Annotated in this window: 20 protein-coding genes, 1 tRNA gene and 1 pseudogene; 20 read left to right on the top strand and 2 right to left on the bottom strand. The window is 47.1% G+C overall.

Features of this window, described 5'->3' with window-relative positions; all coding sequences use genetic code 11:
- Position 1: 1 nt before the first annotated feature.
- The 20 genes and pseudogenes from QZ176_RS03815 to QZ176_RS03910 all read left to right on the top strand — a co-directional run.
- Positions 2–1,081: a glycosyltransferase family 4 protein gene (locus QZ176_RS03815; protein WP_295151357.1), complete on the top strand. Its 1,080-nt coding sequence runs from the start codon at positions 2–4 to the stop codon at positions 1,079–1,081.
- Complete coding sequence (locus QZ176_RS03820; RefSeq protein ID WP_295151358.1) at positions 1,081–2,346, top strand: glycosyltransferase; 1,266 nt, start codon at positions 1,081–1,083, stop codon at positions 2,344–2,346. The genes QZ176_RS03815 and QZ176_RS03820 overlap by 1 nt, the downstream gene beginning before the upstream one ends.
- Positions 2,343–3,386 carry a glycosyltransferase gene (locus QZ176_RS03825; protein WP_295151359.1) on the top strand — a complete coding sequence of 348 codons (1,044 nt, stop codon included), beginning with the start codon at positions 2,343–2,345 and terminating at the stop codon, positions 3,384–3,386. The genes QZ176_RS03820 and QZ176_RS03825 overlap by 4 nt, the downstream gene beginning before the upstream one ends.
- Positions 3,387–3,629: 243 nt before the next feature.
- Entirely contained in the window at positions 3,630–4,748 is a 1,119-nt protein-coding gene (locus QZ176_RS03830) for a glycosyltransferase (RefSeq protein ID WP_295151360.1), read from the top strand.
- 2 nt (positions 4,749–4,750) lie between these two features.
- On the top strand, positions 4,751–7,531 hold the full coding sequence (locus QZ176_RS03835; RefSeq protein WP_295151361.1) for an STT3 domain-containing protein: 2,781 nt from the start codon (positions 4,751–4,753) through the stop codon (positions 7,529–7,531).
- A 73-nt stretch (positions 7,532–7,604) separates the two neighbouring features.
- A complete protein-coding gene (locus tag QZ176_RS03840; RefSeq protein WP_295151362.1) occupies positions 7,605–8,732 on the top strand; it encodes a glycosyltransferase family 4 protein in 1,128 nt (375 codons plus the stop codon).
- Positions 8,725–9,330 carry an undecaprenyl phosphate N,N'-diacetylbacillosamine 1-phosphate transferase gene (gene pglC, locus QZ176_RS03845; protein WP_295151363.1) on the top strand — a complete coding sequence of 202 codons (606 nt, stop codon included), beginning with the start codon at positions 8,725–8,727 and terminating at the stop codon, positions 9,328–9,330. Before QZ176_RS03840 ends, pglC begins: the two co-directional genes overlap by 8 nt.
- Entirely contained in the window at positions 9,317–9,916 is a 600-nt protein-coding gene (pglD, locus tag QZ176_RS03850; RefSeq protein ID WP_295151364.1) for a UDP-N-acetylbacillosamine N-acetyltransferase, read from the top strand. Before pglC ends, pglD begins: the two co-directional genes overlap by 14 nt.
- A 116-nt stretch (positions 9,917–10,032) precedes the next feature.
- Entirely contained in the window at positions 10,033–11,130 is a 1,098-nt protein-coding gene (gene pglE / locus QZ176_RS03855; RefSeq protein WP_295151365.1) for a UDP-N-acetylbacillosamine transaminase, read from the top strand.
- Positions 11,130–12,935, top strand: a complete 1,806-nt coding sequence (locus QZ176_RS03860) for a nucleoside-diphosphate sugar epimerase/dehydratase (RefSeq protein ID WP_295151366.1) — start codon at positions 11,130–11,132, stop codon at positions 12,933–12,935. The genes pglE and QZ176_RS03860 overlap by 1 nt, the downstream gene beginning before the upstream one ends.
- Positions 12,932–13,675 (top strand): imidazole glycerol phosphate synthase subunit HisH, encoded by a 744-nt coding sequence (gene hisH / locus QZ176_RS03865; protein ID WP_295151367.1) that lies wholly within the window; start codon positions 12,932–12,934, stop codon positions 13,673–13,675. The genes QZ176_RS03860 and hisH overlap by 4 nt, the downstream gene beginning before the upstream one ends.
- Entirely contained in the window at positions 13,675–14,382 is a 708-nt protein-coding gene (gene hisA / locus QZ176_RS03870; protein WP_295151368.1) for a 1-(5-phosphoribosyl)-5-[(5-phosphoribosylamino)methylideneamino]imidazole-4-carboxamide isomerase, read from the top strand. Before hisH ends, hisA begins: the two co-directional genes overlap by 1 nt.
- A 78-nt stretch (positions 14,383–14,460) precedes the next feature.
- Complete coding sequence (locus tag QZ176_RS03875; RefSeq protein ID WP_295151369.1) at positions 14,461–15,345, top strand: 50S ribosomal protein L11 methyltransferase; 885 nt, start codon at positions 14,461–14,463, stop codon at positions 15,343–15,345.
- Positions 15,342–17,291: an ATP-dependent zinc metalloprotease FtsH gene (ftsH, locus tag QZ176_RS03880; RefSeq protein WP_295151370.1), complete on the top strand. Its 1,950-nt coding sequence runs from the start codon at positions 15,342–15,344 to the stop codon at positions 17,289–17,291. Before QZ176_RS03875 ends, ftsH begins: the two co-directional genes overlap by 4 nt.
- A gap of 126 nt (positions 17,292–17,417) precedes the next feature.
- Positions 17,418–18,167 (top strand): CDP-diacylglycerol--serine O-phosphatidyltransferase, encoded by a 750-nt coding sequence (gene pssA, locus QZ176_RS03885; protein ID WP_295151371.1) that lies wholly within the window; start codon positions 17,418–17,420, stop codon positions 18,165–18,167.
- 84 nt (positions 18,168–18,251) lie between these two features.
- Positions 18,252–19,766, top strand: coding sequence for a 2-isopropylmalate synthase (locus tag QZ176_RS03890; RefSeq protein WP_295151372.1), 1,515 nt, complete (start codon positions 18,252–18,254; stop codon positions 19,764–19,766).
- Between the two features lie 156 nt (positions 19,767–19,922).
- Positions 19,923–20,261, top strand: a complete 339-nt coding sequence (atpE, locus tag QZ176_RS03895) for an ATP synthase F0 subunit C (RefSeq protein ID WP_295151373.1) — start codon at positions 19,923–19,925, stop codon at positions 20,259–20,261.
- Positions 20,262–20,330: 69 nt separating this feature from the next.
- A tRNA-Leu gene (locus QZ176_RS03900) sits at positions 20,331–20,415 on the top strand.
- A gap of 238 nt (positions 20,416–20,653) precedes the next feature.
- A complete protein-coding gene (locus tag QZ176_RS03905; protein ID WP_295151374.1) occupies positions 20,654–21,160 on the top strand; it encodes a hypothetical protein in 507 nt (168 codons plus the stop codon).
- A gap of 115 nt (positions 21,161–21,275) precedes the next feature.
- Positions 21,276–21,968, top strand: a pseudogene (locus QZ176_RS03910) (IS1595 family transposase); the annotation flags it as partial.
- A 241-nt stretch (positions 21,969–22,209) separates the two neighbouring features.
- On the opposite strand, the gene QZ176_RS03915 reads toward QZ176_RS03910, so the two are convergent.
- Positions 22,210–22,440: a hypothetical protein gene (locus tag QZ176_RS03915; protein WP_295151375.1), complete on the bottom strand. Its 231-nt coding sequence runs from the start codon at positions 22,438–22,440 to the stop codon at positions 22,210–22,212.
- 9 nt (positions 22,441–22,449) lie between these two features.
- Positions 22,450–23,115 (bottom strand): hypothetical protein, encoded by a 666-nt coding sequence (locus tag QZ176_RS03920; RefSeq protein ID WP_295151376.1) that lies wholly within the window; start codon positions 23,113–23,115, stop codon positions 22,450–22,452.
- Positions 23,116–23,142 lie beyond the last annotated feature (27 nt).

Below are 23,142 nucleotides of genomic sequence, written 5' to 3' on the forward strand. Positions count from 1 at the left end.
AATGAAAATAGCTATGGTAATTTCTGCTTTAGGCAAGGGCGGTGCCGAGCGCGTGCTAAGCGTGCTGGCAAATTTTTTCTGCCGTGAGAATGAAGTCTGTGTGATAAAATTTGACGCAGACGAGCCGTTTTATGCGCTGGATCCTAAGATCGAGCTTATTAGCTTGGATTTGGGAGTGGGCGATTTGGGAGTATTTGGCAATATAAAAAAGCGCTATGATAAAATTTTAGCCTTGCATAGGCTTCTAAAAAGTCGTAAATTTGACGTAGTAATCTCGTTTTTAGATAATACCAATGTCCTTACGCTTATCGCAAATCTTGGAGTTGGGCAGAAAATCATCGTCTCCGAACACACCAATCATCGCTTTTTAAAAAGTCCGATCTGGCGCGCACTAAAGCGGATCTTTTATCCGCGAGCTGCAGGTCTTAGCGTGCTTAGTAAATTTGATCTGGATCATTACACATATGTGCAAAATCGCGTGATTATGCCTAATCCGATGTTTGAGATCAGCCATGCTAAAGACGCCCGCCCGCCTAAAGAAAATATCATCCTAGCAGCCGGCCGACTCAATGTCTATAAGGGCTTTGATGTCCTTCTTAAGGCACTTGCGCTTATAGATTTCAATCTTTTAAAAGAGTGGAAGGTGGTGATCGCAGGCGACGGAGAGGAGCGAAAGAGCCTTGAGAGTCTAGCTGCGAAGCTGCGCTTAAATGTGCAGTTCATCGGCTTTGTGCGCGATATCGAGAGCTTATATGAACGCGCTAAAATCGTAGTCGTAACCTCCAAGATGGAGGGCTTTTGCAATATTTTGATGGAAAGTATATTTTTCGGCACCGCTAGAATTTCTACGGATTGCATCGCAGGTCCTAGCGAGCTTATAAGCGACGGCATAGATGGGTTTTTGTGCCCTGTAGGCGATAGCGCAAGTATCGCTAAAAAGCTTGAAATTCTAATGAGCGACGAAAAGCTGCGCGAGCGGCTCGTGCAAAACGCCTCCAAGCGCGAGGAGAGCTTTAAAATTGAAACGATCGGGCGACGCTGGTTGGATTTTATAGCCGCTACGATACACAGGGAGGAATAATGAGCGAAAATCCCCTAATCTCGGTCATCATTCCCGTTTATAATGTTAAAGAATTCCTGCGCGCTTGCGTGGAGCGCATCACGGCGCAGACCTATACTAACTTAGAAATTTTGCTCGTAGATGATGGCTCAAATGACGGCAGCGAGGCGATTTGCGACGAATACGCCGCGCGTGATCCTCGTGTGCGCGTGCTGCATAAGCTAAACGGCGGGCAGGCTAGCGCACGAAACGCTGCTTTAGATGTCGCTCGCGGGGAGTTTATCAGCTTCGTAGATAGCGATGATTTGATAAGCCTTGATTTGATTGAGACGCTTTTTCGCCTGACGCAGAAATTTTGCACCAAGATCGCTATGTGCGGCTACGCGGCATTTAGCGACGAGAGCGAAATAAATAATTTCAAAGTGGCTTTGAATTTTAAAGAAAATCAAAATTCTAAAGAGATTAGCGATCCAGGAGGGGTTGCAAATTCAAATGCCAGCGCAGGCGAATATAAAATATCGCCGCAAGAGCTTTTTAGACGCAGCTGCACGCAGGATCCGTATTTTAGCACCGCGGTTTGGCGCGCGCTGTTTGCTCGCGAAATTTTCGCCGCTTTGCGCTTTCCTGCGGGGCAGATCTATGAGGATGTGGCGATATTTTTCGATATTTTTAACGCTTCTATTGCGGCGTGCACGGATGAAATTTTATATTTTTATCGCGTAAGGGCGGGCTCGACGGTAAACTCATTCGCGCGCAGGCATCTAGCGGTCATCGCTGCGGTGCGCCGCTATACTGAGGCGATCGCTGCGAATTATCCGAGCTTGGCGCGCGAGGTTAATTTCACTCGCTGCGAGTCCGCGCTGAATACGGCGTTTTTAATCATTAAATCAAGCTTTGATGCCGCAGGCTCGGATGGGGATGCGACTTCTCCTTCCGAGGCTAATATGTGCAGCTTGGCAAACGAGGCGGATTTGCATGGAGCTGATAGTTTATCTTGCGCATGCTGTGAAAATTCCGCAGTTAAAAATTCAGCCAAGCAAAATTATATGCGAAATTCCGAGCAGAATTCCGCGTCGCAAAGAAAGATCGCAGATCCCTGCTCTCCTTTGAGCGCTGCAGAAGCTGCGCAGCAGATCCGCTCACTGCACGCTTTGGTGCGCGAGCGGCTGGATTTTGGATTTTTCGCGGCGCATGCAAGCCGCACGCAGACGCTGATGATGGTCTTATTTTATGCTAGCCCCGCGCTTTTGCGGCTATTTTATAAAATTTATCGGAAGCTAAAATGAAAATTTTATTCGTCATCGCGGCTCTTAGAAACGGCGGCGCCGAGCGCGTGCTGCAGGTCTTGGCGGACCATTTTGCGCGCGCAAACGACGTTACGATCGCGATTTTGGAAAACGACGAGGGCAGGTATAAATTTAGCGAAAAGATAAAATTTTTGCATCTGGATGTTTATAAAAATGGCGGCAGGTTCGATAAATACAGAATTTTGCGCGAGTGTTTCAAGCGCGAGCGCCCAAGCGTCATCATCAGCTTTATGGACTGGACGAACGTAGCGTGCGTGATCGCAAGCTTTGGGCTAGGCATCCCGCTCATCGCGACCGAGCACAACGCGCACGATTATCTGCGAAGCGGGCTTTTTAGCCGCGTGCGCGATCTGTGCTACAAAAAGGTAGACGCGCTTACGGTGCTTACGCGCTCGGACTTTGAGTACTATTCGCGATTCGTTAAAAACTGCTTCGTCGTGCACAACCCCTTTTTCGGCGAGATCTGCGATACCAAGGGCGCCAAGCGAAACGTGATCTTAAGCGTCGGCAGGCTCGAGCCCGTAAAGGGGTATGAAATTTACTTTGACGCGCTAAGCAGGATCGATAAAAGTCTGCTTGCGAAGTGGGAAATTTTAATCGCGGGCGACGGCTCGCTGCGCGAAAGCTTGCGCGAGCTCGTGGCGCGGCTCGGGCTTGAAGTGCGATTTTTAGGGCATAAGCAGGATGTGAGCGAGCTGTATAAAGAAGCCAAAATTTTTGTGCTAAGCTCGCTTAGCGAGGGGCTTTCGAACGTGCTGATCGAGTCTGCGTTTTACGGCTGCACACGGCTTAGCAGCGACACAGCGGGTGCAAAAGAGCTCATAAAGGACGGCTTTAGCGGCATTTTGTTTAAACGCGGCGATGCGAATGAACTTGCGAGCAAGCTTGAAAATTTAATGCGTGATGAGGCGCTGCGAGATGCTCTCGTGCAAAATGCAAATGAAAATTTAGACGAGTTTTCGCAAGAGCGCATCGTTGAGCTCTGGCAGGGCTTGATCGATCGGTTTGCGCGCAAATAGCAGCCGCTTATCGATGCCCTAGCGGCACGCGGAGATAAATTTAAACTTCGGTGTGCTAAGATAGGCTCTTGTGCCCGAGCGGAGCGGCGCGTTTAAATTTGCCGCATCGCGCGATGAAATTTAGCCGCTTAGAGCGGCGTAAAATGCGCTAAATTTAAACGGAGTGTGCGGCGTATGCTCGCATAAAAAGCGGAACTAAAGCTTAAATTTAGGGCGCGGCAGCGATATTTAAAAGGTAAAGGGATGAAGAAATTAAGCGTTTTTATCTATTCGATGGGCGGCGGCGGCGCCGAGCGCGTCGTAAGTAACCTCTTAGGCGAGCTTACGGCGCGCTACGAGGTGCATCTAGTGCTGATGAATGAGAGGATTTTTTATGAAATTCCAAACGGCGTGAAGATCCATTTCATCGAAAAATCAGCCCCCTTTGAAAACGGGCTGCTGAAGCTCGCAAAGCTGCCATTTTTGGCGCTGCGCTACAAAAAGCTATGCGAGAGGCTGGGTATCGATATCCACTTCGTTTGGATGAACCGCCCTTGTTACGTGGCGGCGCTGGCGCGAGTTTACGGATTGGGCGGAGCGATGATTTTTAACGAATGCTCGACGCCGTCGGTGCTGTATGAAGATGCGAGTTTCAAATCTAAAATTTCAAAATTTCTGCTTCGCAAGCTCTATCCGAAGGCCGATTTTATCTTTCCAAACTCGCTTGGAAATTTGCGCGATCTGGCGGATAATTTCGGAATCGATGAGCGCAAGATGAGCGTGCTATACAACGCGATCGATTTGGATGAGATCGGGCGCAAAGCAAGCGAGCAGGTTGCGCAGCAGCAGCCGTTTTTCCTAAGCGTCGGCAGGCTCGATGCAGGCAAAAACCACGCGCTTTTGATCCGCGCGTATGCAAATTTAAAAAATAATGACAAAGACCTGCTGATCTTAGGCGACGGCGTGCTGCGAGCCGAGCTTGAGGCTTTGATAGAGGAGCTGGGATTAGGCGGCCGCGTGAAGCTTTTGGGCTTTGACGCAAACCCGTATAAATATATGGCCAGATGCTACGCGTTTGTCTTCGTAAGCCTTTTTGAGGGCTTTTCAAACGCGCTCATCGAAGCTCTTGCGTGCGGCAAGCTCGTGATTTCAAGCGATCATCAAAGCGGCGCGCGCGAGCTTATGGGGCAGAACGAATGGGGCGTACTGGTGGGCGTGAACGATCTAGAAAGCACCCAAGCGGCGATGCAAAAAGCGCTGGATGATGAAAATTATGTAAAATTTTATGAGAAAAAGGCTAAAATTAGAGCCTCGTTTTTCGATAAAAAACGAATAGCAAGCGAGCTGATCGCAAAAATAGAACAAATCGACGAAGGAAAATAGGCGTGGGTGAAGAAAAAAAGGCTTTTAGCGTCAGAGAGATCGACGAAGGATCGGACGATCAAAAAGGCGCGCAATCAATGGGTACCGACAAAGCTGCCTTAAGCGAAAATTTCGCTAGTGAGGGAAATTTTGACGCAGAGTATTCCGCAGGCGGCGGAGAGAATTTTAGCGGCGAAAATGCCGAGATTGAGGGTAGCGAGGATACCGCGCCTCAGAGCGATAAAAATTCCGCGCTTGATGCAAAAAATTCTGCGAGCAAAAATTCCGCGCACACCGGCGTTAAAAATTTAAGCGACGATCAAGCGCGCGCTGTTTCTGCAAAAATGCGAGCACAAAAAAAATCCAAAAAGGCTAAAAAATCAAGCGGACGAAATTCCGCCTCGGTAAATTCTGAAAATTCCGCAGGCGCAAATTCTACAAACTCAAATTTAAAGGGCGCTGCAAATTCCACGAGCAAAAATTCTACAAATAAAAATTCCTCTGGCGTTGCGAACTCTACAAATAAAAATTCCGCAAAAGCCGCTAATTTGGCTAAATTTAAAAATGCGAATTCCGCAAGTGCTTTAAATTCTACAAACGGCATAAATTCTGATAATTCTAAAAGCTTTACAGCAGAAAATTCCCAAAATTCTAAAAATCAGTCAGCTGGCGCGCTTCCTGCCAGGCGTAGAATTTTTGGCTTCATAAAAAATTATGAGTTTTCAAAGCATATTTTGCTGATGATTTTGTTTGCATTTGCCTTTAGCGTGGCGTTTCGTATGTGGTGGGTGTATTGGGCGAGCGGATTTCCGAACTACTTTTTTTGGGATGGCGAGCTGATGATAAACACCAACGACGGCTACGCCTTTGCAGAGGGTGCGCGCGACCGCCTCGCGGGTTTTCATCAGCCCAACGATCTTAGTTATTTTAGCGCGCCGCTTTCGATCGTGACGGCGTTTTTGGCTGAAATTTTGCCCTTTAAAATCGAGACGATATTCGTTTATCTGCCGGCTTTGTTTAGCTCGCTCATCGTAGTGCCGATCTTGCTTATCTCAAGTGAGTTTCGCTGCATGCGCGCGGGCTTCATCGGCGCGCTTGTCGCGAGCGTGGCGAATAGCTACTACAACCGCACTATGGCGGGGTATTACGACACCGATATGCTAAATATCGTGCTTGCGATGTGTATTTTGTGGGCGCTCATCCGCATTTGTACGCGCGGTTCGCGCAGCACGCTGTTTTGGCTGGGCGCGTTTGTGATATTTTATATGTGGTGGTATCCGTCCAGCTTCTCGCTAAATTCCATGATGCTCGCCGTATTTTTCGCCTACACGCTGATTTTTAAACGAAAAAGTGCGGTAAATTACGAAGCGATGATTATCTTTTTGATCGCGCTTTGCTCCACGCCTTTGGTAGCTAAAATTTTAATCTCGCTCACGCTATTTTGGCTCTTTGCGTTTAGAGGAAAGCTATTAAATTTTAAAATTTTAACGATTATCGGCGCGCTTGCCGTAGTCTTTTTCGTCGCAAACGGAGGTCTTAGCCCGATCATCTTTCAGGCGAAATTTTATATCTTCCGCTCCCTTGCGGACAACGCCGATACGGCATTTCATTTTTTCAATGTCAATCAAACGATCCAAGAATCTGGCATCGTGCCACCTAAGATCTTTATGGAGCGCATCAGCTCGCACGTCGCGGTTTTCGTGATCGCGGCGATCGGATACGTAGTACTTTGCTTTAGGCATAAGGAATTTTTACTCTCGATCCCGCTTCTGCTTTTGGGCTTTGCGGCAAACAAAGCGGGCCTTAGATTTACGATCTACGCCGTGGGCGTGATGGGGCTGAGCTTTGGATATATTTTGTATTTTTGCGTAAAGCGCTTGGATCTGCCAAAGATCGCTGCACGCGCGATACTGCTTATTTTGACGGCGCTTGCGATCTATCCTGCGTGGCAGCACATCGTCTCGTACAAGGTCGATACGGTCTTTTATCAAAGCGAGGTGCGGGTGCTTGACGAGCTCAAAGATAAGGCGCAGCGCGAGGATTACGCGCTTTCGTGGTGGGACTACGGATACGGCATACGCTATTACAGCGACGTAAAAACCCTTATCGACGGCGGCAAACACCTAGGCAACGATAATTTCCCCGTTAGCTTTGCACTTTTTAGAGATCAGATGAGCTCCGCAAATATGGCGCGCCTGGATGTCGAATACACCGAGCGCGGATATAGCGAAAAAATTCCAAACAAGCTAAAGCAAATTTTAAAAGACTATAACGCGACTGATGTAAATGATTTTATCTTAAGCTTGGGACTGGCTGATTTTAAGCCGCCGAAGCCTACGCGTGACATCTACTACATCCTGCCCGATCGTATGATGAATATCTTTCCCGTCGTCACGCAGTTTTCAAACATCGACATCACCGACGGCAAGCAGCTGGGCGAGCTGTTTTTCATAACGAGCGATAGGTTTGTTCAGGATCAAAGCGGCGTGCATATGGACAACGGCTTTTCGATCTCGCCGAGCCTTTTAAATTTAGAATATAGCGGCAGAAAATTCGCGATCAATACCTTTTACGAAACGAGCTACGACGCGAGCGGCAAGCTTTCGGTAAAAGAGTTTAATATGGACAGCAGCGCGCAATTTTACGTGATTTTCATGCGCGATTACGGGCGGTTTTTGCTGATGGATAGAGCGATGCTAAACTCGAGCTACATTCAGCTTTTTGTATTTGAAAGATATAGGCCTGAGCTATTCGAGCCTGTGATCTTAAGCCCTGCTGTGAAAGTTTATAAATTAAAGCGCTAGATAAAATTTTGCCGCAAGCTAAGGAGAAATTTATGAAATTTAATCTCGCAACGCCAAGCAAGGAATGCAGCAGATGGCTCGCATAGGGTTTTTAAGCCATGCCGATATGAGCTTACATTTCTTTCGTCGCCCGATAATGCAGGCTTTAAAAGAGCGCGGACACGAGGTTTTTGCAATCGCTCCTCGCGGCGCTTATACGCAGGATTTGGTACGCGATTTTAATGCCGTAACCTACGATCTTGATCGAGCTAGCCTAAATCCGCTTACCGTATTTAGCAACACCAAAGCCCTTGCGCGCGAGCTAAAGAAGCTAAATTTGGACCTGCTGCAAACAGCTGCGCACAAATCAAACGTGTTTGGTACGCTGGCGGCTCGAGAGGCGGGTATAAAATATGTGATAAACTTAGTCGAGGGGCTGGGCAGCTTTTATATCGACGATGATATTAAAACAAGGCTCGTGAGGGCTGTCTTGGAGAAGCTTTATAAATTTTCATTTTCGCAGGCGGATGCTTGCGTATTTGTAAACGATGCCGATCCTGATTATATGCTATCTCGCGGGCTTATTGCGAAGCAAAAGGTCATAAGGATTAAAAGTGTAGGCGTAGATGCTGAAAGGTTCAACCCCCAAATCGTTAGTGCAGCGGATCTGGGCGAGGATTTGCATGGCAAAAAGATCGTACTGATGATAGCTCGCGCGATGTGGCATAAGGGCGTGAGAGAATTCTACGAAGCAGCAGAAATTTTAAAAGATCGATCGGATGCGAAATTCGTCTTCGTAGGCGAGGGCTTTGCGGGCAATAAAAGCACCGCCGATCCTACGTTTTTGCGAAGCGGTGAGGTGCATTATCTGGGTGCCAGAAACGATGTGCCAGAGCTTTTGAAGGCTAGTTACTTGCTGGCACTTCCTAGCTACAAGGAGGGCTTTCCGCGCACGGTTTTAGAGGCGATGAGCATGGCGCGAGCCTGCGTGGTAAGCGACTGTAGCGGCTGCGTCGAGGCGGTGCAAGAGGGGATAAACGGCCTAATCTGCCGCACTCGCGACGCAGAGGGTCTTGCGCGAAAGATCGAAATTTTATTAGACGATGCTACGCTTTGCGAAAGGCTTGGACGAAACGGGCGCGAGATAGTACTTGCAAATTACGACGAAAAGATCGTCACGGAAAAATATTTAGAGGTTTATAGGAAATTTATCGATGTATAGGGGCTTTTTAAAACGCGCGCTTGATTTTACGGCGGCTTTGATTTTGATTATTTTGGTTTCGCCCGTGATGGCGCTTACGTGGTTCTTGATCCGCAAGCACATTAGCAAAAGCACGATTTTTACGCAATCTCGCCCTGGGTTTGATGAGCAAATTTTTAAAATTTACAAATTTAAAACGATGAGCGACGAGCGCGGCGCGGACGGCGAGCTTCTGCCCGACGAAGAGCGGCTGAACGATTACGGCAAAAAGATCCGCGCGCTAAGCCTGGATGAGCTGCCGCAGCTTTTCAACGTGCTAAAGGGCGATATGAGCTTCATCGGGCCGCGACCGTTGCTGATCGAATACTTGCCGCTTTATTCGCCGCCGCAGCGCCTTAGGCACAGCGTGCGCCCGGGCATCACGGGGCTTGCGCAGGTAAACGGTCGCAACGCGATCAGCTGGGAGAAAAAATTTGAGTTTGATACGTATTACGCGCAGAATTTAAGCTTCGCGCTCGATCTTAAGATCGCGCTTTTAACGATAAAAAAGGTGCTTGCGAAAGAGGGCGTGAATAAAGAGGGTATGGCGACGACGGAGAAATTTAATGGACACAACTAAAATTTACGTTTACGGCGCAAGCGGACACGGGCTGGTGGTCGCGGATGTCGCGCTAGCCGCACGCGGGGCTAAATTTAGCGAGGTCATTTTTTTAGACGACGCAGCGGGGCTGAAATTTAGCGAGGATCTGCCGAAGCATCCCCTAATAATCGCAATCGGCGATAATAAAACCCGCGCAAAGATCCAAGAGAGAGTATCGCGCGCCGGTTTTGAGATAGCGACGCTAATTCATCAAAGCGCGATCGTTAGCGCAAGCGCAGTCATCGGCGAGGGCGCAGTCGTAATGCCCGGCGCCGTGATAAACGCGCGAGCTAAAATCGGTCGCGGTGCGATAATAAATTCAGGCGTCGTAATCGAGCATGAGTGCGAGATCGGCGAGTTCGCGCACGTTAGCCCAAACGCGGCGCTTGCGGGCGGCGTGAAGGTGGGGGCGTTTTCGCACATTGGAATCGGCGCTAGCGTCATTCAGAGGCTAAGTATCGGGCAGCGCTGCATCATCGGCGCGGGTGCTGCGGTCGTGCGCGACATAGCTAGCGACAGCGTAGCCGTAGGCGTGCCCGCTCGCGTGATTAAAAAAAATGGCTGAATTTAAAATTTATAGCATTAAAAGTGATAAAATCCGAGCATTTAAATTTTATACCGAAAGCTAAATTTAACTTTGCTCCGCGCGAGGTTAAATTTAAAGATCAAGGAAGGATAGAGATGGCAAGAGTATTTTTAAGCCCGCCAAATATGGGTGGCAATGAGCTTGAGTATATAAAAAAGGTATTTGAAAGCAACTATATCGCGCCTTTGGGCGAATATGTCAATCGCTTTGAAGACGCAGTGAAGTCCTATACTGGCACGCGCGGCGCGCTAGCGCTAAACGCAGGCACGGCGGCGCTTCATCTGGCGCTTCGCTGCAGCGGCGCAAAGGACGGCGACGTGGTTCTAGGATCCACGTTTACCTTCATGGCGTCGCTAAATCCAATATTTTACGAGCGCTGCGTGCCGGTGCTGATAGACAGCGACGAGAGTTGGAATTTAAGCCCGAGGCTGCTTAAAGAAGCGATCAAAAAATCGCCGAAAAAGCCAAAGGTGCTCGTCGTTACGCATCTTTACGGACAGGCTGCGAAGATGGACGAGATATGCGAAATTTGCGCGAACGAAGGCATTGATGTTATCGAGGATGCCGCAGAGGCGCTGGGCGGATTTTATAAGGGTAAAGCATTAGGCGGTATCGGAAAATGCGGCGCGCTAAGCTTTAATGGCAATAAAATCATCACTACCTCAGGTGGTGGCATGCTGATCTCAAACGATGAGGAGCTAGTGGCTAAGGCTAGATTTTTAAGCACCCAGGCGCGCGAGCCGCTGCTTCACTACGAGCACAAGGACTACGGCTATAACTACCGCTTAAGCAACGTCTTAGGCGCTATCGGCGTAGGTCAGATGGAGGTCTTGCCGCAGCGCGTAAAGAGAAAACGCGAAATTTTTAAAATTTACGAGGATCTGTTTAGAGGCACCGACGTGGAGTTTATGCCTGAAGTAGAAGGCGGCGAGGGCAATAGATGGCTTACGACGCTTCTATTTAAGAAAAAGAATGCCCATCTAAAGGTTATCGATGCGCTAAATAAAGCCGACATCGAATCTCGTCCGCTTTGGAAGCCTATGCATCTACAAAGCATCTTTGCAGGCGCGCTTAGCGTAGTTGACGGCACGAGCGAGGATATGTTCAGTCGCGGCATCTGCCTTCCTAGCGGCACCGATATGAGTGACGAGACGATCGAGCGCGTCGTAAAAATCGTAAAAGAAAACATCTGATGCTGTTAAAGCCCACTAAATTTAGCCGCTTCGCGTTTTTTTTGCTAGGAGATATTTTTATCTCGATCCTCTCCGTTTACATCGCGTTTTTGCTGCGATTTAGCGGAGATATACCGAACGAATTCTATAAAGGCGCGCTGCTTAGCGCCTCGAGTCTTACGGCGATTAAAATTTTCTACTTTTGGTTTTTGCGGATCTATTTAGTTCCGTGGAGATTTTTCGGGCTATACGAAGCGAGGAAGCTTTTCTACGCGCACGTGATGGCAGCGCTTACCTTTTTGATAGTATTCTTCTTGGCGAGTAAAATTTTTAACCCGTTCCCGCGCTCGGTCATTATCATAGACGCGGCGATCTCGTTCATCTTGATCAGCGGGGTTAGAATTTCAAAGCGGATGTTTCTAAGCGAGAAGAAAAACATCACGAATAACGAGCCCTGCATCGTCGTGGGCGCTACGAGCAAGACCTTTCACGTCCTAAAAGGTATGCGGCAAAAATATATCAACTACTATCCGGTGGGCGTCGTGGACGGGCGGCCTGAGCTTGTGGGAACGTATTGCGAAAACTATGTCGTGAGGGCCAAGGGCGAAATTCCGCAGATGATCAAAGATAGCGGCGCCAAAACCGCAATCATCGCGTTGGCGCTGTATCCGGACGAGCTAAAGGAGCTATACGACGAGCTTTTTGCATACGGGCTAAAGGATATCAAGCTCTTTTCGCTTTTGGAGGATGAGAGCAGAAAGATCCGCGACGTATCGATCGAGGATCTGCTCGCTCGCAAGCCAAAAGACCTCGACACCAAGGCGATCGAAAATTTTATCAAAGGCAAGATCGTGCTGGTAACGGGTGCGGGCGGCACGATAGGAAGCGAAATTTGCAAGCAATGCTTGAAATTCGGCGCAAAGCGTCTTATCATGGTCGAGCACAGCGAGTTTAACCTCTACTCGATTAATGAAGCCACCGGCGCGGACGCGCGCAACGAGCTAAAGATGATAAACGTCGTTTATCGCCATGAGCTGGAGGAGATTTTTGCGGAATTTCGCCCAGAGGTAGTCGTGCACGCAGCGGCGTATAAGCACGTGCCGCTATGCGAGTTTAACCCGCATCTAGCGGTCAAAAATAATGTCATCGGCACAAAAAACGTAATCGATCTGTCTAAAAAATACGGCGCGAAAAAAGTCGTTTTGATCTCGACCGATAAGGCGGTACGACCGACGAACATTATGGGCACGACGAAGCGTATCTGCGAGCTTTACGCGCTAAATTCCAACGACGCGGCAAGCGACACGCAGATCGTCGCGGTGCGCTTCGGAAACGTGCTCGGCTCAAGTGGCAGCGTCATCCCTAAATTTAAACGCCAGATCGAAGCGAACGAGCCGCTTACCGTTACGCACCCCGAGATTACGAGATATTTTATGCTCGTTAGCGAGGCGTGCCAGCTGGTGCTTCAAGCGGCCTCCATCGCGCAGGGCGGCGAACTTTTCGTGCTGGATATGGGCGAGCCCGTAAAGATCGCCGATCTTGCCAAGCGAATGCTGCAGCTTGCCGGCAAGGAGGAGCTTGGTATTAAATTTGTAGGCCTGCGTCCCGGCGAGAAGCTTTACGAGGAGCTTTTGATCGACGAAAACGACAAGAGCACGAAGTACCAATCCATATTCGTAACCCACTCCGCAAAATACGATCTGCAAGAGCTAAGCTCGCAGATCGAGGAGCTTTCGGAGTGCGAGGACGCGCAGGTCGCGGAGAAGTTAAAGCGCATCGTGCCTGAGTTTTCGCACCGATTGAACGATATGAAGGGCACGGCTTGATCGGTATCGTGGATTACGGCGCGGGCAATATCCAAAGCGTGATGAACGCGCTTAGCTTTTGCGGCGCTAAATTTTGCCTCGCGCGCAGCCCTGAGGAGCTTTTGAGCTGCGATAAGGCTCTGCTTCCGGGCGTGGGCGCATTCGGCGAGGCGATGGAGAGGCTTCGCGCAAGCGGTATGGACGCCGCGATTAAAGAATTCGTCGCGAGCGGCAGATATTTTTTAGGTATCTGCCTTGGGATGCAGCTTCTGTTTGAACAAAGCGAGGAATTCGGCGCGCGCAGCGGGCTTGGAATTTTACCCGGTCGCGTCGTAAAATTTGACAAAACGAAATTTAATATTCGGGAGGCGGAATCCAGGTCCGAAAATATAAAATTTAGAAAAAATATGAAATTTGGATCGGGCGGGGCGAAATTTAATTCAGACGGGGCAGAGCCGAGCGAGCACTGCGGGCAAAATTTCGCTCGCGCCGAAAGCCTAAAGATCCCGCACGTCGGCTGGAACAGCGCGCATTTTATCAAGCGCTCGCCGATAAATGCGGGCCTAGGCGAGTTTGAGTATCTGTATTTCGTGCACTCCTACCACGTCCTTTGCGAGCGCGAGATCACGCTTGCGAGCACGTTTTACGGCTATGAGTTTGTAAGCGCGATCTGGCGCGAAAACGTATTCGCCTTTCAGCCGCATCCCGAAAAAAGCCACGATGCGGGCATAAAAATCATTAAAAATTTTACGGAGCTGTGATGGAGATTTTACCTGCGATCGATCTAAAACAAGGATGTGCCGTGCGCCTTAGCAAGGGCGAGATGCAAAGCGCAAAAATTTATTCCAAAGACCCCTGCGAGCTAGCCAAAAAATTTGAAGATCTCGGCGCTAAATGGCTGCATTTGGTCGATCTCGACGGCGCGTTTGCTGGCGAAGCGGTAAATTTCAAAGCGATCGAGCGGATCGTAAAAAGCACTCGCCTGCGCGTAGAAGTGGGCGGCGGTATCCGCGACGAAGCGCGCATAAAGCAGTATTTGAGCCTAGGCGTCGATAGATTTATCCTCGGCTCGGCGGCGCTTAAAAACCCGGATTTCGTAAGGAGGATGGCGAAGCTTTACCGCATCGTCGTGGGCATAGACGCAAAAAACGGGCTCGTAGCGACCGAGGGCTGGGCGGAGCTAAGCCGCGTAAAAGCGACCGATCTGGCTCGAGACTACGCGGACGCGGGCGTTTGCGCGATCATCTGTACCGACATATCGCGCGACGGGATGCTAAGCGGCGTGAACGTAGAATTTAGCCGCTCTATCGCGAAAGCTTGCGGCATCGATACTATCGCAAGCGGCGGCGTGAAAGATATGAACGACATAATCACGCTTAAAAACGCAGGGCTCATCGCGGGCGTCATCGTCGGCAAGGCGTATTACGAGGGTACGCTCGATCTTAAAAAGGCGTTTGAGGCTCTATAAAAACGCCCGAGCGTAAGCAAAGTTTGAACTAAATTTTAGTAATATGCAAATTTTAAAATTTAAAGGCGATGTGAGGCGATGAAAGATTTTTTTTATGAGATGATCGTAAAAAGCGCGAATGCAAGCGAGCTTTTTAAAAACTTTGCGTTTGAGTTCGGCATTACCTGCGTCGAAGAACGCGGCGAGCGTTTCATAATCCGCGACGAAGAGGATCTGCAAAATTTAAAATTTGCGTTTGAAGAGTTTAAAAAGGAGCTCGCGCGATCTCTCAATTTAGATGCCGATCTGCAGATCGAAATTTCAAAAAAGCCTAATATTGATTGGATCGAGCAGTATAAAAAAGGCGTCGCGCCCGTGGCGGTCGGCAAATTTTACGTCCGTCCGAGCTGGTGCGAAAGATCGCAAGATCCCGCGCTAATCGATCTGCTAATCGATCCTGCGCTGGCGTTCGGCTCGGGTCATCACGAAAGCACCAATATGTGTCTGGCGCTGCTTAGCGAGCTTGCTCGCGCGGGCATGAGCGCGCTTGACGTGGGCTGCGGTAGCGGAATTTTAAGTATCGCGATGAAAAAACTGGGCGCAAAGGTAAGCGCCTGCGATACCGACGAGCAGGCGGTAACAGCTACACAGCAAAACGCCGAGAAAAACGGCGTGCAGATCGATCAAATTTGGCTCGGCAGCGTTTCAAGCTTGGGCGAGCGAGCGTCTAGTTTAAGCGAGCAAGACTCAAGCGCAGCCGCGCAGTCGCAGTTTGATCTCGTCGTCGCAAATATAATCGCCGACGTGATTTTGATCCTAAGCACGGATCTGAAAAAAGCGCTAAAACCGGGCGGCAAGCTCGTGCTGTCGGGAATTTTAGAAAAATATAAAGATAGGATCGAGCAAGCCTTTTCGGATCTAAATTTCGTGCAGATGAAAAAGCAAAACGAATGGCTCAGCTTCGTTTATGAAAGGAAAATATGAATAACAACCCAAATAATCAACCCCCTCAAAACGGCGGCGGAAACAATTTTTTCAATAAAAATCCGATCGGCGTTTTTATAATTTTTGCGCTTATTTTGATAGTCGTGTTTAAAGCGATATCCCCAAGTGGTGGATTTGATAGCGGTGGAGTGCTGGGCTCCGTTTCGGGCGAGAGTAGAAACGTAACTTACTCCGAGCTAAAATCGCAAATCAAAAACTCCCAAGTAAGCATGGTTTCCATTGGAAGTTCCACGATTAAAGCGCAAGTCGGCAATGTAATCTACACCGCTAAGCGCGTGGATGATCCCGAGCTAGTTCAAATTTTAGAATCGCGCAAAATTCCATACGGCGCGTATAACGAGAGTAACTTTTTGACCGATCTGCTCTTTAGCTGGGTCTTGCCGCTCGTGATTTTCTTTGGAATTTGGATGTTTTTGGCCAACCGCATGCAGCGTAATATGGGCGGCGGCGTGCTTGGCATCGGAAGCTCTAAAAACCTAGTAAGCGCCGAAAAGCCTAAGGTTAAATTTAGCGATGTCGCGGGCGTTGAAGAGGCGAAAGAGGAGGTTAAGGAGATCGTAGATTTCTTAAAAAACCCCGAGCGATACATTAGCCTCGGAGCTAAAATTCCAAAAGGCGTTCTTTTGGTTGGACCTCCGGGCACGGGCAAGACGCTGCTAGCCAAAGCGGTCGCGGGCGAAGCGGACGTGCCGTTTTTTTCGGTATCGGGCTCGAGTTTCATCGAGATGTTCGTAGGCGTGGGCGCTAGCAGGGTGCGCGATCTATTTGATAACGCTAAAAAACAGGCTCCGGCGATCGTTTTTATCGACGAGATCGATGCGATCGGCAAAAGCAGAACCGCAGGCGGTATTGGCGGAGGCAACGATGAGCGCGAGCAGACGCTAAATCAGCTGCTTGCCGAGATGGATGGCTTCGGCTCGGAATCAAGCCCGGTAATCGTCCTTGCGGCTACCAACCGCCCGGAGACGCTGGATGCGGCGCTTCTGCGTCCGGGCAGATTCGATAGGCAGGTTCTAGTCGATAGACCTGATTTTGACGGCAGAATGGCGATTTTGAAGGTGCATATGCGCGATGTTAAATTTGCTCGCGATATCGATATCGAAGAGATCGCGCGCCTTACCGTAGGTTTTGCGGGAGCAGATCTTGCAAATATTATCAACGAAGCCGCGCTTTTAGCGGGTCGCGAGGCAAAGGCGGAGGTCGAGCAAAAAGACCTGCTCGAAGCGATCGAGCGCGTCGGTATCGGACTAGCTAAAAAATCGCGCCGCGTAAGCCCGATCGAAAAGCGGATCGTCGCCTACCACGAAAGCGGCCATGCGCTCATCGCCGAGCTTACCAAAGGCGCGATGCCGGTATCTAAAGTAACTATCGTGCCGCGCGGATTGAGCGCCGCGGGATATACGCTAAATTCTCCATTTGAAAATAGATATCTGCACCAGCGCCATGAAATTTTTGCCGAGATCGATACGTTTTTGGCAGGGCGCGCGGCGGAGGATGTGTTTTTAGGCGAGATCACCGACGGAGCAGGTAATGATTTGCAGCGCGCTACCGATATGCTTAAATTTATGGCTACTCAGGTAGGAATGACCGAGGCTCTCGGGCTTGCGGTGCTAGAAAAGCAGCAGTATTCCTTCCTAAACGGCGGACAGAGCATCAAGGATTACAGCGAGGTAACGGCGGTCAAGATTGACGAATATGTCCGCAAGACGCTGGATGAGCGCTACGCGGCGGTAAAAGAGACACTAAGGACCTATGCTCCGGCGATCGAGGAGATGGTGAAGGCGCTGTATGAAAAAGAGACGGTCTCTGGCGAGCAGATCGTGGAGATCATCTCTAAATTTGAAAAAGATAACGGCATGCCTACCCGTCTGGTGCGAAATTTGGGCGCTAACGATGATATCGAAAACGCAAAGAGCGAGGCTTAAATTTAAAGCCTCGCGCGGAGTAAGAACTTAGGGCTAAATTTTAAGGCGATCGCGCTAAAGCGTTTTACGAGCGATCCGCGGCACCGAACGAAAAGCGATGCAAAAATAAAATTTAAAGAGTAAGAGATGGAAGAGGAAAAGGGAAAATTGATCTACATATTGCCGAATTTTTTCACGGCGGCAAGTGCATTTTTAGCGGTCATCAGCATAATTTCTACGATCAAAGGCAACTTCAGCGCCGCGATCTTTTATATCATTTTATCCTTGATCTGCGATGGGCTTGACGGCCGCGTGGCGAGGCTAACGCATGCGACATCGAAATTCGGCGTGGAGTTCGATAGCCTTGCGGATATCGTTGCTTTCGGCGTAGCGCCGGCGCTGCTATTTTACTGTGCGGTCGGGCACGATTACGGTAAGGTTGGCTCGCTCGTAGCCGCACTTTACGTGGTTTTCGGCGCGATCAGACTGGCGCGATTCAATGTCACTACGGGCACCTACGAGCCTAGCGTTTTTATCGGGCTGCCGATTCCGACAGCTGCGATTACGATGGCGTTTTGGATCGGAATTTATCTAAAATATGAGCTCTCCAAAGGGTTTGGGGTATTTTTGATCATCGCAATGGCGGCGCTATCGTTTTTGATGGTAAGCAACATCCGCTTTCCGAGCTTTAAAAAGATCAGCCTAAAACGCCCCAATGCGATTAAAATTTTAGTGCTTCTAATCGTCGTATTTTTCTCGCTTTTATATCTTTTCAGGCTGGAATTTCCGGCGGTGCTAGCCTTAGCTTACATCCTTTACGGTTTAGTCCGCGGAGCTTTAAATTTAAGCGCGGCCAAATTTCATAAAAAAGACAAACCCGAGGAAACGGCGAAATAATCTCAGATATGTTTATTGTCGCGATTGTTTTAAGCTTGCACGGCTATAATTTCGCCAAATTTTAACGATTTGAAAGGATCTGTAATGGACAAAAATAAAATCATAATCTTCGATACGACGCTTCGTGACGGCGAGCAAAGCCCCGGAGCGTCGATGAATACGGACGAAAAGATACATCTTGCGTTGCAGCTTGAAAAGCTGGGCGTAGATGTTATCGAGGCGGGTTTTGCGGCGGCGAGCCCCGGGGACTTTGACGCGATAGAAAAGATCGCGGGCGCCGTTAGCAAGGCTCGCGTCTGTTCACTTGCGCGCGCTTTAGAAAAAGACATAAAGGCCGCAGGCGAAGCGATAAAGGGCGCGAAGCTTGGGCGCATCCACACCTTCATTGCCACAAGTCCCATCCATATGGAATTTAAACTCAAAATGCAGCCGCAAGAGGTCATAAAGCGCGCCGTAGAGTCTGTGCAATACGCTAGAAGCCTATGCGATGACGTGGAGTTTAGTTGCGAGGATGCGTGCAGAAGCGATATGGGTTTTTTAAAAGAGATCTGCGACGCCGCGATAAGCGCAGGGGCCTCCACCATAAATATCCCCGATACGGTGGGCTATCTCTATCCGGATGAGATCACTGCGCGCATAGGCGAGATCGTTAAGCTTATCGACGGGCGCGCCGTAGTTTCGGTGCATAACCACAACGACTTGGGAATGGCTACCGTAAATTCCTTAGCCGCTATTTTAGCAGGAGCCAGACAGGTCGAGTGTACGATAAACGGTATCGGCGAGCGCGCGGGCAACGCGGCGCTGGAGGAGATCGTAATGGCGATCAAGACGCGCAGGGATAAATTTGCGCCGCTTTATACCGATATAAATTTGAAAGAAATTTATCCATCCAGCCGCTTAGTCGCGAGCATCACCGGTATCGAGCCGCAACCTAATAAGGCGATCGTGGGCAAAAACGCCTTCGCGCATGAAAGCGGCATCCACCAAGACGGCGTGCTAAAACACAAAGAAACTTACGAGATCATGCACGCCAAGGATATCGGACTTGATAAAAACTCGCTCGTACTGGGCAAACACAGCGGCCGCCACGCCTTTAAAGACAAGCTGGTATCTTTGGGCTATGAGCTTAGTAACGAGCAGATTGAGATCGCGTTTAATAAATTTAAAGCGCTCGCCGATAGCAAAAAGGACGTTTTCGACGAGGATATTAGAGAGCTTGTAAACGACGAGTTCGTAGGAGCCGAAAAGACCTATGAAGTGCTAGTTTTAAGCTCCAATAGCTGCAACAAAGGACACGCTAGCACTGCGCTTACGCTAAGGTATAAGGATGAAATTTTAAGCGACAGCGCGCTTGGAAACGGCGGCGTGGATGCGATATTTAAGGCGATAGACCGTATCAGCGGCATAAGCGGTAGCTTGAAAGAGTATCAAGTAAAAGCGGTCTCGCAGGGCAAAGACGCGCTGGCGAAAGTAACCGTCAAGGTGGAATTTGCGGGCGAGGGCGCCATCATCGGCAGAGGACTTGACGTAGATACGATGCTAGCGTCTGCAAAGGCCTACGTTGCGGCGCTAAATACATATCTGGACGCCAAGTGCTAAGATGTCGGCGTGCACGGCGAGGTTTATTAAATTTAACGCAAATTCCGCCAGATTAAACAAATCAAAAGCAAAATTTTAATAATATTTTGCACTTAAAACGTTGGAGTAGGGGTATTGATCCGAAACTCGTTTTAAAATTTATTTATGGAGACTTTTATGAAAAAAGTTCTTGTATTGTTATTTGCGCTTTGCGGCGCAGCTTTCGCTAGCGAGCAGCTAAGTGCTTACACTCAGATCGTTTCTTATTCTGCGATCACGGTCGGTATCGTTTTAGGATTGGCCGCCTTCGGTGGCGCTATGGGTATGGGAAATGCTGCTAACGCGACAATTACCGGTATTGCTAGAAACCCGAGCGTAGCTAGTAAGCTATCGACTACGATGTATATTTCGCTTGCGATGATCGAAGCACAGGTTATCTACGCGCTAGTTATTGCTTTCATCTTGCTTTTTGCTAACCCTTTCGTAACAGAAGGTCTTGCGGCTGCTGCAAAATAATCCTAAGCCCGAGAAATCGGGCTTTAAACTTATATAATTCAAGGCTTGAGATTAAGCTTTAAAATTTATGCGACCGTGGTGGAATTGGTAGACACGCTATCTTGAGGGGGTAGTGCCGCAAGGTGTACGAGTTCAAATCTCGTCGGTCGCACCATCTATCAGAATTTCCCCTATTTTTTAGTTTTTTGAATTTTTTAAAAGCCCTATTTTTGGGAATTTTAAAATTACTCTTAAAAAATTTTAATACTTAGAACTGCCGATTGATACATATATTTTAAGAAAAACTACTATATATTAAAAAATTGTATAGTAGCTCTTTCTGCGCTCTCGCCTTGTTAATCCTTTGAGGAAATTCTATAATCTGCCTAAAATTACTATACAAAGGAAGAAAGATGACAGAAGTTTTTACCAAAATTAAGGATAATCCAATTTTTAAATCAGACCCTGACAAAGTAGTCAGGAATTTTATTTTGCCGCAATATAAGCGCACTATGGTCGAAGTCTTAGATGATTTTATAGCCGTTAAATTTTATAGCTCACCAGCCAGAGACGGAACGATTAAAATGCATAGACACTATCACTATACGCAAGGTGGCAAGTTAATCAAGGTTTTAGGTAATGCCGACGAAATAACATTCGAAGGGGCTAGAATATTGTTAAAGAAATTAATATCAAATAGCTATACTAATGGTGTGGCGGCTCCAAAGAATACGCTAGCGAGTGTTTTTAAAATTTACTGCAAATATAACGCTTTTGCCGAAAGAACGTTAAGAAAATTACGATTTAGATTTCAATCGAGGCTAAAGTACGTTAGCGATAAGGATATCGGCAAGATTACTAAAAAAGAGATAATGCAGATATTAGACCCTATTTACAAGAATGGAAATTTGCACTTTTAAAAGATTTGTTTTATTTTATCCGTTCTTTATTCAGGTTCGCGCGAGATAGAGGTATAAGCGATAATCTTTTAGGCTCTCTTTAACTTAAGCTCACATAAAGGAGTAGTAAGTTACGATGAGAACTATGAAAAACAAGTATATCTATCGTTCCCGAATTTCGGAAAAGAAATTTAGAGAGATTTTGAAGTATTTCGCAGAGGATATAGATGCTACTAAAATGTCAAATTTAACCGGAATTTCTAGAATTTCCATTAATAAAATTCTAAAAAGCATTAGAATTTTGATATCCAAAGAGTGTGAGAAGATATCTAAGTTTTCGGGTGAGATAGAGATAGATGAGAGCTACTTTGGAGCTAAGAGGGTAAGGGGAAAAAGAGGCAGAGGAGCAAGCGGAAAGCAGCGAGTGTTTGGAATGCTAAAGCGTGACGGTAAGGTCTATACCCAGATAGTTAAAAACTGCTCTGCTAATGAACTGATACCGATACTAAAAGAATTTAGCGAGCTTGATAGTTCTACTATCTATTCTGATTGCTGGAAGGCTTATGACGGTTTGGTTGATTACGGAGCCAAAGCACACTACAGAGTGAAGCACTTTAAAAATGAATTCGCTAATGGTAAAAATCATATAAACGGCATAGAAAACTTCTGGGGTTATGCTAAACATAGACTAGCTAAATTTAAAGGTATTAAGAAAGAGAATTTCTTGCTTCATCTAAAGGAATGTGAATTTATATATAATACTAAAACTATACAGGAAAACCTATATCAGAAACTGTTGAAATTGATAAGAGGGAATCCGCTTAAGTTTACCGGATTAAGAAGCTCAAATGTAAGAAATTTAACCTACGAGCATTTAAAAATAGACGATGGCGGAGAATATTCCTTGCTATTCCCGCAAGATGAAAATAAAGTGAAAGCTAATGGCGATGAACATCTGGGGCTTCCAAAGGAGGTAGGCAAGTGGCTAGAGAGCATAAAAACAAAGTCTCCTTTATCTTTTGTGAATACAGAGGGAAATGTTTTGAGTGAGGCGACGCTTGTTAAGGCTCTTAGCCAATACCTAATGCTATAGCGCCACTAGCCGCATCAACGATAGGAATAACTATATTTAGCCCACCTGATTTGATTTTTACATAGTTATCAAAAACCTTGACATTATCAGGGTCGGCTAAAATATTTACAGGAATTCCTTTTATGAAATCGATTGTATCCGAAGTGGGCTCGATATACCAAGCAACGCCTTGATTTGAATTGTTAGAAGTATTGTCATCTTCTGGCATGATTTTCTCCTATTTATAGAATTTGTAATTTTTATCTAAATTTTCAATTTGTAAATTAAAATTTTGTAGTAAATATTCATTTACTAGTTTATAGTCTTGCTTTGTCATCAAATAGACATTTACGGCATTTTTTTGATTGTCATAAAAAACTATGGTGCAAAATAGTATAAATTTATAATCTTTGTTAATTAACAAGGCAAATAATTTTACTAAACAAGCAAACAAATTTGATAAAATCAAAAAAAATCCCACAATAACAAAACCAAATGGTGCAAAAATTTTTTGAACCGAGTTATCTGGTATCTTACCAATCATAGGATAAATACTTTTTTTAACCCAAACAATATTTTGTTTTGCTACCGTCGTATCTCGTTTATCCCAATAAACTTTATCATTATATAAATATACTTTTTCGGGTTTTCTAAATTTTCTAATAAAATCAATAAAAGCCCAAATATTGACTATTGGAAATGCTACAACCACAGAGCTAAATCTTGGATTTCTCATTTCATTTTTTAAAATTTCAAAAAACTCGTCACTATTCCAATCGACAACACCAGTAAAAAATACAATATAAATCATTATAGTGTTACATACAAGTAAAAATGTAAAACCATACATTATCATTATAAAGTTATTTTTAATGATGAGCGGAGCTTTATCATAATCTCTCATTTTAATCCTTTTTAAAAAATTTCTCTT

The organism is uncultured Campylobacter sp. (genome assembly GCF_905373215.1).
Lineage (GTDB): Bacteria > Campylobacterota > Campylobacteria > Campylobacterales > Campylobacteraceae > Campylobacter_B.

What these genes read in the sequence shown, in the direction of transcription:
- QZ176_RS03815 (WP_295151357.1), top strand. Translation starts at nt 2, where the DNA reads ATGAAAATAGCTATGGTAATTTCTGCTTTAGGCAAGGGCGGTGCCGAG.
- QZ176_RS03820 (WP_295151358.1), top strand. Translation starts at nt 1,081, where the DNA reads ATGAGCGAAAATCCCCTAATCTCGGTCATCATTCCCGTTTATAATGTT.
- QZ176_RS03825 (WP_295151359.1), top strand. Translation starts at nt 2,343, where the DNA reads ATGAAAATTTTATTCGTCATCGCGGCTCTTAGAAACGGCGGCGCCGAG.
- QZ176_RS03830 (WP_295151360.1), top strand. Translation starts at nt 3,630, where the DNA reads ATGAAGAAATTAAGCGTTTTTATCTATTCGATGGGCGGCGGCGGCGCC.
- QZ176_RS03840 (WP_295151362.1), top strand. Translation starts at nt 7,605, where the DNA reads ATGGCTCGCATAGGGTTTTTAAGCCATGCCGATATGAGCTTACATTTC.
- pglC (WP_295151363.1), top strand. Translation starts at nt 8,725, where the DNA reads ATGTATAGGGGCTTTTTAAAACGCGCGCTTGATTTTACGGCGGCTTTG.
- pglD (WP_295151364.1), top strand. Translation starts at nt 9,317, where the DNA reads ATGGACACAACTAAAATTTACGTTTACGGCGCAAGCGGACACGGGCTG.
- pglE (WP_295151365.1), top strand. Translation starts at nt 10,033, where the DNA reads ATGGCAAGAGTATTTTTAAGCCCGCCAAATATGGGTGGCAATGAGCTT.
- QZ176_RS03860 (WP_295151366.1), top strand. Translation starts at nt 11,130, where the DNA reads ATGCTGTTAAAGCCCACTAAATTTAGCCGCTTCGCGTTTTTTTTGCTA.
- hisA (WP_295151368.1), top strand. Translation starts at nt 13,675, where the DNA reads ATGGAGATTTTACCTGCGATCGATCTAAAACAAGGATGTGCCGTGCGC.
- QZ176_RS03875 (WP_295151369.1), top strand. Translation starts at nt 14,461, where the DNA reads ATGAAAGATTTTTTTTATGAGATGATCGTAAAAAGCGCGAATGCAAGC.
- ftsH (WP_295151370.1), top strand. Translation starts at nt 15,342, where the DNA reads ATGAATAACAACCCAAATAATCAACCCCCTCAAAACGGCGGCGGAAAC.
- pssA (WP_295151371.1), top strand. Translation starts at nt 17,418, where the DNA reads ATGGAAGAGGAAAAGGGAAAATTGATCTACATATTGCCGAATTTTTTC.
- QZ176_RS03890 (WP_295151372.1), top strand. Translation starts at nt 18,252, where the DNA reads ATGGACAAAAATAAAATCATAATCTTCGATACGACGCTTCGTGACGGC.
- atpE (WP_295151373.1), top strand. Translation starts at nt 19,923, where the DNA reads ATGAAAAAAGTTCTTGTATTGTTATTTGCGCTTTGCGGCGCAGCTTTC.
- QZ176_RS03905 (WP_295151374.1), top strand. Translation starts at nt 20,654, where the DNA reads ATGACAGAAGTTTTTACCAAAATTAAGGATAATCCAATTTTTAAATCA.
- QZ176_RS03915 (WP_295151375.1), bottom strand. Translation starts at nt 22,440, where the DNA reads ATGCCAGAAGATGACAATACTTCTAACAATTCAAATCAAGGCGTTGCT.
- QZ176_RS03920 (WP_295151376.1), bottom strand. Translation starts at nt 23,115, where the DNA reads ATGAGAGATTATGATAAAGCTCCGCTCATCATTAAAAATAACTTTATA.